This window comes from Pseudomonas sp. GW704-F2 (assembly GCF_059423025.1).
Genome location: NZ_JBWKXO010000011.1, coordinates 18205 through 30347, shown reverse-complemented (window position 1 = coordinate 30347; position 12143 = coordinate 18205). Strand labels below are relative to the sequence as shown.

Below are 12143 nucleotides of genomic sequence, written 5' to 3'. Positions count from 1 at the left end.
GACCAACCGGTGCCCGACGAGGTGCGAAATGAGCCAATATCAACGTCTGTTGCTGATCACCGACCGTTCGTTGTATCACTCCCCGGCGCTGCTGCGCGCGGTGGCCCTGGCCAAGGCCAGCGGCGCGGCGCTCGATATCAGGGCGTTTATCGAACCTGCGCCGATCATTCATTTGTGGGAAGAACACGTCGATGAGTCGGTTTTCCAGGACTATCTGCACCGCTATCGCGATTGGCTGGTCGACGAAGTCCAGCGCCTGGGCGGTAACGGCCTGAAGGTGACGGTTGAATTGCTCTTTACCACCCACCCTGTGCTGGAGATCCTGCGCACGATCGCCGATCTGAACCCGGACCTGGTGATCAAGGACGTGAAGCTGGAGCCGGTTCTCAAGCGCATATTCATCACCCCGCTCGATTGCCACCTGCTGCGCGAGTGCCCGACCCCCCTGCATCTGGTGAGTCAGGCGCGCTACGGTTTGCCCCATCGCGTGGTGGCGGCCGTCGATCCGTTCGAGCCCGGCACGCAGATCAGCGGTCTGAACGACACCATCATTCAGTGCGCCTACTCCATGGCCCTGCAATGCGATGCGCCGCTGCATCTGTTGTACGCCTATGACCTGTCCCCGGCATTCAACGGCGATGCGCCGATGGCCATGGGCGGTTGGAACGTGGACTTCGCCGAAGAGCTGCGCCAGTCGTTGCACCAGGCATTCGTGACCTTGGCCGACCGTTATGGCGTACCGCCGGAAAGACGGCACTTTGTCATGGGCCAGCCAGTGCCGGTGATTCAGGAGTTTGTCGAGCAATTCCAGGCCGATGTGGTGGTCATGGGGACTGCTCACCGGGTCGGGCTCGACCGACTGATCGGCAGCAACACCGAACGGGCGCTGTATTCGGTGCCGGGCAGCATTTTAGCGATCCGCCAGCCGGGAAACGACGTCAAGGGCTAGCCCGGGCTCTGATCCTTTATTGACAAAGGTCAGAGGCACGGCGGGCCCACGCCGGATACTGAAAATGTGCGTTGTTGATTTCTTACCGCGATGAATCGAGGGGAAACACCATGAACCGCTACCTGTCCGTTTCACTGTTGGCGCTGGTATTGGCAACGTCCGCCGGGTGCAGTCAACATGTCAAGGAGCTTGAGGCTCGCCTGGACTCCGCAGAAAACAATGCCGCCACGGCGCGCCTGCGCGCTGACGAAGCCTACCTCAAGGCGGAGCAGGCGATGGCGCTGGCCAACCAGGCCCAGCGCACCGCCGACGAAGCCAACGAGAGAGCGATCCATATGCTGACCAGCGCGACCCGCAAATAGCCGCTGCTGCGTGTTATGGGGTCAGCACGATCGCGCCGTTGAACTGCCCGCTGCGCAGGTGCGCGAGTGCCTGATTGGCGTCTTCCAGGGCGAAGCGGGTGATGTCGCAGTGGACCGGCGTGTGCTGCACGGTTTGAAAGAACGCCGTGCCGTCCTGTCGGGTCAGGTTCGCCACTGAACGCACGCTGCGCTCGCCCCATAGCAGTCGATAGGGGAAGGCCGGAATATCGCTCATGTGAATCCCGGCGCAAATCACACAGCCGCCCTTGACGGTGGCGGCCAATGCCAGCGGTACAAGCGCTCCGACCGGGGCGAATATCAGGCTGGCATCCAGCAGGTGCGGCGGCAGTTGATCCGAAGGCCCGGCCCACACGGCGCCCAATGAGCGTGCATAGGCCTGGCCTGCGCTGTCACCCGGGCGGGTGAACGCGTACACCTGTTGCCCGCGGCCCAGCGCCACCTGGATCGCCAGATGGGCGGCCGCACCGAAGCCGTAAAGCCCCAGGTGGGCGGCGTCGGCGGCCATTTGCAAGGCGCGAAAGCCGATCAGGCCGGCACACAACAGGGGCGCGGCTTGAACGTCCGACAGTGTGTCGGGAATCGGCAGGCAGAAGCGTTCGTCCGCCACCGTGTATTCAGCGTAGCCGCCGTCCAGATTGCAGCCGGTGAACAGCGCCTGATCGCAGAGGTTTTCCCGGCCCGATCGACAGAAGGCGCACTCGCCGCAGGTCCAGCCGAGCCACGGCACCCCGACGCGGCGGCCGATCCAGTCAGCCCCGACCGCGGCGCCCACGGCCGTCACTTCACCGACGATTTCATGGCCTGGCACCCGTGGCAGTTGCGCTTGCGGCAACTCGCCGTCGACCAGGTGCAGGTCGGTGCGGCACACGCCACAGGCCAGGACCTTGATCAACAGCTGCCCGCTTCCGGGTGTCGGGATCGGGCGCTGCTCCAGTTGCAGCGGCTGGCCGGGGGTGTGCAGAACCATCGCACGCATGACGAATCTCCAGGTGTTCGGGCGGTAATGCTAGATCGGTCGGCGGCAGCCCGCGACCAGACGCTTGAGACCTTCCAGGTCCAGGATCGTGACGTTGCGGCCGACGATCTGCGCCAACCCCTGGTCGCGCAGGTGCGCGATGCCGCGGCAGATGGTTTCCAGGCGCAAGCCCAGGTAGGAACCGATTTCCTCACGGCGCATTTTCAGCACAAAGTGCCTGGCCGAATACCCGCGGGAGCTGAAGCGTTGCGACAGGTTCAGCAGGAACGCGGCCAGGCGTTCATCCGAGCTCATGTTGCCCATCAGCATCAGCAGGGTGTGATCCTGCACGATTTCACGGCTCAGCAGCCGCGTGAGGTTGTGCTGCAGCGACGGAAGGTTACGCGCCAGGCTCTCCAGATGGGCGAAGTGGATGGGGCAGACCTCACTGTCCTCAAGGGCGACCGCCGTGCAGGCGTGTGCATCGTCACTGATGGCGTCCAGGCCGAGCATATCGCCGGAGAGTTGAAAGCCGGTCACTTGTTCACGGCCATCGACAGACACGATGCCGGTCTTGAACGAGCCGGTGCGAACCGTATACAGCGAACGCAAGGGATCGCCGGTACGGAATAAAGCTGCGCCTTTTTTGACCTTGAAGCGTTGCACCACCAACGCATCCAAGTGGGACACGTCAGGACTATCGAGACCGATCGGCAAGCTGCATGCCGACACGCCGCAACCGGAACATGCCGTTTTGGGGGGGATTACCGGTCTGGGGCAAGAGGTGTGCGGTAGCACCGTCGAGCGACCGACTAAACGCAGGTGATGGGCATTCATGCATGCGCTCCGTTCAGGCATGTGCCTGAGTGATAGAGAGAACGAGGAAAATGCGCTGCCAGCGCTTTTACTCAATATCCCGAGTTCCTGTTTCAATTGAGCTTCAGCGCCGGCTTTAAGACTTGATATACATCAAGCCTCGCGCAGTTGAGGCACCCAGAATCGACGAACGACAATCCACGGGTCGAGCCTTGACGGAGGGGTGTATGAGCGATTTTTTGAGTGCAGAGGAGCTGGAAGGGCTGGACGCGTATTGGCGGGCGTCCAATTACCTGGCGGTCGGGCAGATCTACCTCAAGAGCAACCCGTTGTTAAAGACACCCTTGACCCTGGCGCACATCAAACCGCGCCTGTTGGGGCATTGGGGCACCACGCCGGGGCTGAATCTGCTCTATACGCACCTCAATCGGCTGATCAACCAGTACGACTTGAACATGCTCTTTGTCGCCGGCCCCGGGCATGGCGGGCCGGCGGTGGTCGCGCAGACCTACCTGGAAGGCACCTACACCGAGTGTTATCCCTCGGTGGAGCGCAATGCCAATGGCCTGCTGCGGCTGTTTCGGCAGTTTTCCTGGCCCTATGGGATTTCCAGCCACGTTTCGGCGCAAATCCCGGGCTCGATCCATGAAGGCGGCGAGCTGGGTTACTGCCTGGCGCACGCCTACGGCGCGGTCTTCGATAACCCGGACCTGATCGTCGCCTGCGTGATCGGCGACGGCGAGGCCGAAACCGGCCCGCTGGCCGCCAGCTGGCACTCCAACAAATTCATCAACCCCGCGCGCGATGGGGCAGTGCTGCCGATCCTGCACCTCAACGGCTACAAGATCGCCAACCCCACGGTCCTGTCCAGGATCAGCGAAGATGAACTGTCGGCGCTGTTGTATGGCTATGGTTACGATGCGTACTTCGTCGAAGGCGATGACCCGGCGCAGGTGCATCAGGAGCTTGCCCGCACCCTTCACACCATGCTGCTGAAAATCCGCGAGATTCAGCACGCGGCGCGCCAGCCCCGGCGGGCCGAGACGCCGGAGCGCCAGCTGTGGCCGGTGCTGGTATTGCGCACGCCCAAAGGCTGGACCGGGCCGAAATTTGTCGATGGCTGTCGGGTCGAAGGCACCTGGCGCGCCCACCAAGTGCCGTTGGCCAACTTTCAGGCGCCGGGGCATGTGCAGCAGTTGGCGGAATGGCTGAACAGCTACCGTCCCGACGAACTGTTCGATGCCGACGGCGCCTTGCTCCCGGAAATCGCCGCGCTGGCGCCCACCGGGCACCGCCGCATGAGCGCCAACCCGCACGCCAACGGCGGGCTGGTATTACGCACGCTCGACTTGCCATGCTTTACCGACTACGCGGTAGCCCTGCCGGCCCCCGGTTGCCTGCGTGCCGAGGCGACCCGGGTATTGGGCAGCTTTTTGCGCGACGTGATGAAAAACGCACAGGGCGCCGCCAACTTCCGCCTGTTCGGCCCGGATGAAACCGCCTCCAATCGCCTGGACGCCGTGTACGAGGTCAGCGCCAAGGCCTGGATGGACCCGTTGCAGGCCGACGACGTGAACCTGGCGGCGGATGGCCGGGTCATGGAGATTCTCAGCGAACACGTGTGTGAGGGCTGGCTCGAAGGCTACCTGCTCACCGGGCGTCATGGCCTGCTGTCGTGTTACGAAGCGTTCATCCATATCGTCGATTCGATGGTCAACCAGCATGCCAAGTGGCTGAAAACTGCGGCCGACGTGCCCTGGCGCAAGCCGCTGGCGTCGCTCAACCTGCTGCTGACGTCCCATGTCTGGCGCCAGGACCACAACGGGTTCTCTCATCAAGACCCCGGCTTCATCGACCTAGTGGCGAACAAGAAGTCCGACGTGGCGCGCATCTACCTGCCGCCGGACGCCAACTGCCTGCTGTCGGTGGCGGATCACTGCCTGCGCAGCCGCAATTACATCAATGTCATCGTGGTGGGCAAGCAGCCGGAGTGGCAGTGGCTGGATATCGACGCGGCCGTGCGTCATTGCCTGGCGGGCATCGGCCGCTGGGACTGGGCCTGCCGCGATGATCAGGAGCCGGACGTGGTCATGGCCTGCGCCGGCGACGTACCGACCCTGGAAACCCTGGCCGCCGTGACATTGCTGCGCGAATACGTGCCGGATCTGCGGGTCAGGGTCATCAATGTGGTGGACCTGATGGTGCTGCAGTCGTCATCGCAGCATCCCCATGGCCTGGCGGATGCCGCCTTCGATGAGTTGTTCACCACCGACAAACCGGTGATCTTTGCCTTCCACGGCTACCCGGCGCTGGTGCATCGGCTGCTGTACAAGCGCACCAATCACGACAACTTCCATGTGCGCGGCTTCATCGAGGAGGGCGCCACCACCACCCCGTTCGATATGGCGGTGATCAACAACCTGGATCGCTACCGGTTGGCGTTGGACGTCATCGAGCGCGTGCCCCGGCTGCACGAACAACGCCACACCGCGCAGGCGCGCTACTGGGCGATGATGGAGAAACACAAGCTGTACCTGATCGAACACGGCGAAGACCTGCCCGAGGTGCTGAACTGGCAATGGACCCCGGCCGGCTAGGGGCTACTTGTTCTTCCAGTACTTCTGCATTTCCAGGAACAGAAACGACGCCGTCCACGTGATCAGCACCAGACCGGTCAGCGCTTGCAGGCCGGTCAGGAACTTGATGTGGCCCATGGGGGTGATATCGCCGAAACCGATGGTGGTGTAGGTCGTGAAGGAAAAGTACACGCAGTCCATGAACGAGCCATCGAACTGGCCCGACAGGCGGCCCCACTCGCCGTCGCGTGTCATCAGGTAATAGACCAGGGCGAAGCACCAGACTTCGATCGCGTGGGCGAGCAGGGCACCGAAGACCCCGATGACCATCCTGAAGCGGCTCCAGACCTTGAGCCGCGGCAACCAGTCGTTCAGGCGCAACAGGCATTCGTAATGAATGACCACGGCGATGATGACCACCAGCGTATTAATCAGCGTGACGGCCAGCATGGCGAGCCTCAGTGCGTGGTTTCAGGGCGACGCTCAACCTGCGGCGACCGGCACGGGTTTCATTGGCAGCAGCGCGGGGAAGTCCTCTGGGGTCAGGCTTTCCTTTTCCATCAACAGGCGCGCGCCGGCCTCCAGGTCGGCGCGATGCGCCTGGAGTAAGCTCTTGGCGCGGGCGTAGGCTTCGTCGAGCAGGGCGCGTATACACAGATCGACTTCCCTGGCGGTCTGTTCCGAATAATCTTTCTGCCCCGTACTCTGCATCTGCTCACCCAGGTAGGTCATGTTTTGTCGCTCCAGCACCGACTGCCCCAGTTCGGCGCTCATGCCGAAGCGGGTCACCAACTGCCGCGCGATATCGGTCGCACGGGCCAGGTCATCGGCGGCCCCGGTGGACGTCTGAGCATATATCAGAAATTCGGCGGCGCGGCCGGCCATCAGCACGACGATGCGGTCTTTGAGCATCTGGTAACTGATCAGGAAGTGGTCCTCCGTCGGGCGCTGCAGCGTGTAGCCCAACGAGCCAATGGCGCGCGGCACGATGGACACCTTGTGTACCGGGTCCATGGCCGGCAGGTGGCTCGCCGCCAGTGCATGACCCATCTCGTGGTACGCCACCACCTGGCGTTCTTCGGGGCGCAGCACGCTGCTCTTGCGTTCGATGCCCGCGATCAGGCGTTCCACGGCCGCGGTGAAGTCGTCCAGGCCGACCGTGTCGGCGCCACGGCGGGTGGCGACAATCGCCGCTTCGTTGACCAGGTTCGCCAGGTCGGCGCCGGTGAAACCGGTGGTGATGTCGGCAATGCGCTCGCTGTCGAGGGCCTTGTCCACGGTGATTTTCTGCAGGTGGACCTTGAGAATCGCCTGCCGCCCCTTGCGGTCAGGGCGATCGATCAACACCTGGCGGTCGATCCGGCCGGCGCGCAGCAGCGCCGGGTCGAGAATCTCCGGGCGATTGGTCGCAGCGAGCAGCACCACGCCCTCGCGGGGATCGAAGCCGTCCAGTTCGGCCAGCAGCTGGTTGAGGGTCTGTTCCTTTTCGTCATTGCCGCCCATTACACCGACGCCACGCATCTTGCCCAGGGCATCCAGTTCATCGATGAAAATGATGCACGGCGCCGCTTGGCGCGCCTGTTCGAACAGATCGTGGACCCGCGCGGCGCCGACGCCGACGAACATCTCGACGAATTCCGAGCCCGAGATCGAGAAAAACGGCACCCCGGCTTCGCCAGCGATGGCTTTGGCCACCAGGGTCTTGCCGGTGCCCGGCGGACCGACCAGCAGCGTGCCTTTGGGAATATGCGCGCCCAGCCGTGCGTACTTGGCCTTGTCCTTGAGGAACGAGACGATCTCCACCAGTTCGGCCTTGGCTTCGTCGATGCCGGCGACATCCGCGAAGGTGATCCCGGTGTCGCGCTGGACAAACACCTTGGCCCGGGACTTGCCGATGTTCATCAGCCCGCCCAGGCCCTGTTTTTCCGCGACGCCGCGAAACAAAAAGTGCCAGACCACCATGATCAGCATAAAAGGCAGCAGCCAACCCAGCAGGCCGCTTAAAAAGGTATTGTCAGTGACCCCGGTGAAGCTCGCGCCCGACTGCGCCAGGCTGGTGGCCAACGTCGGGTCGACCCGCACCGTCGTGAACAGGTTATGGCCGTCGATCGGCACTTGCAGCTTGCCGCTGATCTGGTCTTTCTCGACCTGCAGGTCGCTGACTTTCTGCTCGTTCAGCAACTGCAGAAACTGACTGTACGGGATGCTTTGCACCACGCGGTGTTCCGTCCATAGAAACTGCACAACGGTGAACACGACAAACGCGGTCAGAAAGTAAGACAGGTTCCACTGATGGTTCTTTTTCATGACCTTGACTCAAAAAAGGGCACGCAAGGCAGACACAAACGTTGGATGCCCCAGTCGGCGCACTGGAGCATGCATCACCTCAGGCGAGCAGCAGGTGATCTTCCACCCGCGTGACGCCCGGCACCGACCAGGCCGCCCGTTCTACGAGCTTGCGCTCGCGCCACAGGTGAACCTTGCCGTCGAGCCGGACCACATCACCGTCGACCCTGACATGAATGTCCTTGGCGTCCACTTCAGCATTGCGTTTGAGCGCATCTTCGATGCGTTTGCGGATATCGACGATGTCTACCCGCGGGCTCAGGGTCAGCCGATTATCCACCCCAAGCACGCCGGACAGCTTGCGCACCGCCTTCTCTACGGTTTCTTTCTGGTACTGCCAGTCGACTTGGCCTTCGAGGGTGATCCAGCCGTTCTGAACGATGACCTTAACCGCATTCGCCGGTACGTCGGCGCTCCAGTTGATGATGCTCAGGGCGCGGGAGGCGATGGTGTCGTCCGCGGTACCGGCGCCTTTGTGCAGGCGCACCTGGATCTCCTCGGCGACTGCGCGCACGCCTTTGATGCCTTTTACCGCGCGCTCGGCGCAGACCTTCTGTTCATAGCTACTGACATGTCCGGTGAGCGTGACAACGCCGTTTTCCACGGCAACACCGATGCTGGCTGCATCGATCTGCGGTTGGAATTCAAGCTCTTCCATAATGGCTTTGCGCAAACTCAAGTCGCTCATGATGGTGTCCTCAATCGAATTCGTGGCTGATGACGGGCCGAGAGTGGCCAGTCACTGGTTTCTACGCTCGAACCACGGAAAATCATTGAGCTATATCAACAAGGCCTGAGTGATTCACTCATTGTGTGAAAGCCAGCCATTAGTTGACAAAGATCAGAGCGCACGCCCCATGGCGCCAGATACTTGACCGACGGTTTTCAGTCACAACAACAGGGCACCACGCTACTCGCTAGGACGTCGGGTTGCAGTCAGGTGATTACATGCGCCCAGGCCGAGGTATCTAATGCTGCCACTCAAACGTATTTTATTGATTGCACCCTCGGAGATGACACGCACCCCGGCCTTTGACCGGGCCCAGGCACTGGCCATTGCAACCGGCGCGTTGTTGCACATTGTGGCGTTTGATTATGTCGCATCGCTGGAGGTGGCCGGCCTGTTTGACCATGACGCGATGGCCCAGGCCAGGGAAGGCTACCTGCAGGTCCACCGCCACTGGCTGGAGCAGCAAATGCGCGTTCAACGGCGTGCGGGGCTGGCGGTCAGCTGTGAAGTGGTGTGGGCCAAACCCAACCTGGCGCACGTGCTGGCGTATGTGAACGACTTTCACGCCGACCTGGTGATCAAGGACGTCCAGCATGTCTCGGCCCTTGACCGGACCTTCCATCAACCCCTGGATTGGCTGTTGTTGCGCGATTGTCCGGCCTGCCTGCACCTGGTCACCGACGCCAGGCACCCCAAACCGTTGAAAGTACTCGCGGCCATTGACCTGTCGCACCTCGAAGAACTCACATACGGGCTGAACGAGCGCGTGCTCGAACTGGCTTCGACATTGGCGCATGTGTGCGATGCCCATCTGCACCTGCTCAATGTCAGCAACTGGTCGGTGGTGGGCGATACCCCCACGAGCGTGCCGACCCAAAGCCTGGATAGCAGTTTGGGCGAGGCGGTCAATGACGCGCAGGTGGAAGCCTTCGATGTGCTCGCCGAACGCTATGGGGTCGAGCAGGAACGCCAACATGTGCTGACCGGCATTCCGCACAAAGTGATCAGCTTGTTTGCCCGGCGCAATGCATTCGACGTGGTGGTGCTTGGCACGGTCTATCGCGACAAGCTTGACCGACTGATCGGCAGCACCGCCGAGAGTGTGCTGAACCGCACCTCCTGCAGTTTGATGATCGTCAAGCCATCACCCTGGGTTGACTGAAACCACCGATCCCATGAGACCTCAAGGACATAGCCATGCGTATGACATTTCTCGGGGCGGCCGGTACGGTCACCGGCAGCAAGTACTTGCTGGAGCATCGCGACCTGCACGTACTGATCGATTGCGGCCTGTTCCAGGGCTATAAGCAATTGCGCCTGCACAACTGGGACACGTTCCAGCTGCCGGTTCAAGACCTGCACGCCATCGTGTTGACCCACGCCCACCTGGACCACAGCGGCTACCTGCCGGTTCTGGTGCGCAACGGCTATCGCGGGCCGGTGTATGCCACGCCGGCCACCTGCGAGCTGGCGAAAATCCTCCTGCGCGACAGTGGCCGCCTGCAGGAAGAAGAGGCCGAATTCGCCAACCGGCATGGTTTCTCCAAGCACGACCCGGCGCTGCCGCTCTATACCGAACAGGACGCCGAGCGTGCGTTGAAGCTGCTGCGGCCGATCGAGCTGCACCACCGGGTCGCGATCGCGCCGGGCTTGACCATCCTGCTGCGTGACGCCGGGCATATTCTTGGCGCGGCGACGGTCGAAGTCGTCGCCGATGGCGTCACGCTGGTGTGTTCCGGCGACCTGGGGCGGCCAAACGATCCCCTGATGTTCGCCCCGGAAACCATCGAGCAGACCGATTACCTGCTGGTGGAATCCACCTACGGCGATCGTCGACACCCCGCTGAGCCTCCCGAACAGCAACTGGCGGACGTGATCAACCGCACGGCGCTGCGGCGCGGCATCACCCTGGTGCCGTCGTTTGCGGTGGGGCGCGCGCAACTGCTGATGTATCACCTGTATCGACTCAAACAACAGCATGCGATCCCGGACCTGCCGATCTACCTCAATAGCCCGATGGCCACCGAGGTCACCCGCCTGTACCAGCGTTTTCGCTCTGAGCATCGGCTGTCGCTGGAGGACTGCCAGGGTATGTGCGATGGCACGCACTTTGTGTGTTCCGTGCAACAGTCGATTGACCTGGACCAGCAGCGCACCCCCGCGATCATCATTGCCGCCAGTGGCATGGCCACCGGTGGGCGGGTGCTGCACCACCTCAAGGCGCTGGCGCCCAACCCGCTCAACACCCTGTTGGTGCCAGGCTTTCAGGCCGGCGGCACACGTGGCGCGCAGATTGTCGCGGGTGTGCCGTCGGTGCGTATCCACGGCCAGGACGTGCCGATCAACGCCGAGGTGGTGCCGATGCAAACCCTGTCCGCACACGCCGATGCCGATGAAATCATGCAGTGGCTGCGCGGCTTCAAGCGTGCGCCGAAACACACCTACGTCGTACATGGCGAGCCGAACGCCTCGGACGTGCTGCGGCGGCGCATCAGCCAGGAACTGGGCTGGTCGGTGTCGGTGCCGGAGTATCGGGACAGTGTCGAACTGCCGGCGGTCGCGCAGCCTTTGCCGGTCTAGCGCCAAAAAAACGCGCCTGAATCACCGCTCCCGCGCCAAGGATGGGTACTTTCCGACCTGCTGAAAAACATCGCAACCGGATACGCTTTGGCTGATTGAGACTTTTGAAAAATTCTGGAGCTTTTTTATGAATACCGATGAAAAGCTTAGGCAACAGGTGATCGAAGAACTGAATTGGGACCTGGCACTCAAAGCCGATCAGATTTTGGTTCAAGTGTCCGATGGCATCGTCACGCTTTCCGGCAATGTCGCCAGTCACGCCGAACGCTGGCACGCGGAACAGGCGGTCGCACATGTCGCCGGTGTCGTGGATCTGCTCAACCAGATCGATGTCGTGCTGCCTTCCAGTCATGTGCGGACCGACAGTGATCTCGTCGCGGCCGCCGTTTCCGCATTGCAATGGAATACCTCGCTGGCGGACCACCGCGTCAAAGTCAGCGTGACCGATGGCTGGCTGGTGCTCAGCGGAGAAGTGGATTCTGAGCATCAGCGCCAGACGGCCGGCTATGCGGTGCGTTATCTGCAAGGGATCAAGGGGATCAGTAACGATATCGTCGTCAAGGCCCATGCCTCTGCGCAAACCATCAAGACCGATATCGAATCAGCGTTTCGCCGCAAGGCGATCATCGACGCCCACGCTATCGACGTGCGTGTGGAGGGTGGGGAAGTCACGCTCTCGGGGGTTGTCGGATCGCTCCCGGAGCGGGATATGGCGCGGTTGACGGCATCGGGCACTGCGGGTGTGCAGAAGGTTGTCGACAATCTGATGGTATCGCCCAGCGGCCTTGAATCGCCGGGTTCGACATAA

General features: G+C 62.1%; 11 protein-coding genes. 6 read left to right on the top strand and 5 right to left on the bottom strand.

Going from position 1 to position 12143, the window contains the following annotated elements; genetic code table 11:
- Window positions 1-28: 28 nt before the first annotated feature.
- Together AC07W0_RS11830 and AC07W0_RS11825 are read left to right on the top strand one after the other, a co-directional pair.
- Window positions 29-949 carry a universal stress protein gene (locus AC07W0_RS11830; RefSeq protein WP_046484209.1) on the top strand — a complete coding sequence of 307 codons (921 nt, stop codon included), beginning with the start codon at window positions 29-31 and terminating at the stop codon, window positions 947-949.
- Window positions 950-1059: 110 nt separating this feature from the next.
- Window positions 1060-1311 (top strand): Lpp/OprI family alanine-zipper lipoprotein, encoded by a 252-nt coding sequence (locus AC07W0_RS11825; protein ID WP_017845753.1) that lies wholly within the window; start codon window positions 1060-1062, stop codon window positions 1309-1311.
- A gap of 13 nt (window positions 1312-1324) precedes the next feature.
- On the opposite strand, the gene AC07W0_RS11820 is transcribed toward AC07W0_RS11825, so the two are convergent.
- Together AC07W0_RS11820 and AC07W0_RS11815 are read right to left on the bottom strand one after the other, a co-directional pair.
- Window positions 1325-2308: a zinc-dependent alcohol dehydrogenase family protein gene (locus tag AC07W0_RS11820; RefSeq protein ID WP_102617453.1), complete on the bottom strand. Its 984-nt coding sequence runs from the start codon at window positions 2306-2308 to the stop codon at window positions 1325-1327.
- Between the two features lie 30 nt (window positions 2309-2338).
- Entirely contained in the window at window positions 2339-2968 is a 630-nt protein-coding gene (locus AC07W0_RS11815) for a helix-turn-helix domain-containing protein (RefSeq protein ID WP_017845755.1), read from the bottom strand.
- A gap of 362 nt (window positions 2969-3330) precedes the next feature.
- On the opposite strand from AC07W0_RS11815, the gene AC07W0_RS11810 reads away from it, so the two are divergent.
- The gene (locus AC07W0_RS11810) at window positions 3331-5700 is read left to right on the top strand and encodes a phosphoketolase family protein (protein ID WP_102617452.1); all 2370 of its coding nucleotides are present in this window, start codon (window positions 3331-3333) and stop codon (window positions 5698-5700) included.
- Window positions 5701-5703: 3 nt separating this feature from the next.
- Here the strand turns inward: AC07W0_RS11810 and AC07W0_RS11805 are convergent, their stop codons facing one another.
- The 3 genes from AC07W0_RS11805 to AC07W0_RS11795 all read right to left on the bottom strand — a co-directional run bounded on the left by AC07W0_RS11805 (window position 5704) and on the right by AC07W0_RS11795 (window position 8713).
- Complete coding sequence (locus tag AC07W0_RS11805; RefSeq protein ID WP_017845757.1) at window positions 5704-6129, bottom strand: potassium channel family protein; 426 nt, start codon at window positions 6127-6129, stop codon at window positions 5704-5706.
- 33 nt (window positions 6130-6162) lie between these two features.
- On the bottom strand, window positions 6163-7986 hold the full coding sequence (ftsH, locus tag AC07W0_RS11800) for an ATP-dependent zinc metalloprotease FtsH (protein ID WP_017845758.1): 1824 nt from the start codon (window positions 7984-7986) through the stop codon (window positions 6163-6165).
- 79 nt (window positions 7987-8065) lie between these two features.
- The gene (locus AC07W0_RS11795) at window positions 8066-8713 is read right to left on the bottom strand and encodes a BON domain-containing protein (protein ID WP_017845759.1); all 648 of its coding nucleotides are present in this window, start codon (window positions 8711-8713) and stop codon (window positions 8066-8068) included.
- 283 nt (window positions 8714-8996) lie between these two features.
- Between AC07W0_RS11795 and AC07W0_RS11790 the strand changes: the two genes are divergently transcribed.
- The 3 genes from AC07W0_RS11790 to AC07W0_RS11780 all read left to right on the top strand — a co-directional run bounded on the left by AC07W0_RS11790 (window position 8997) and on the right by AC07W0_RS11780 (window position 12143).
- A complete protein-coding gene (locus AC07W0_RS11790) occupies window positions 8997-9917 on the top strand; it encodes a universal stress protein (protein WP_102617451.1) in 921 nt (306 codons plus the stop codon).
- Window positions 9918-9952: 35 nt separating this feature from the next.
- Window positions 9953-11335, top strand: a complete 1383-nt coding sequence (locus AC07W0_RS11785; protein ID WP_046383383.1) for an MBL fold metallo-hydrolase RNA specificity domain-containing protein — start codon at window positions 9953-9955, stop codon at window positions 11333-11335.
- Window positions 11336-11462: 127 nt separating this feature from the next.
- Window positions 11463-12143 (top strand): BON domain-containing protein, encoded by a 681-nt coding sequence (locus AC07W0_RS11780; protein ID WP_017845762.1) that lies wholly within the window; start codon window positions 11463-11465, stop codon window positions 12141-12143.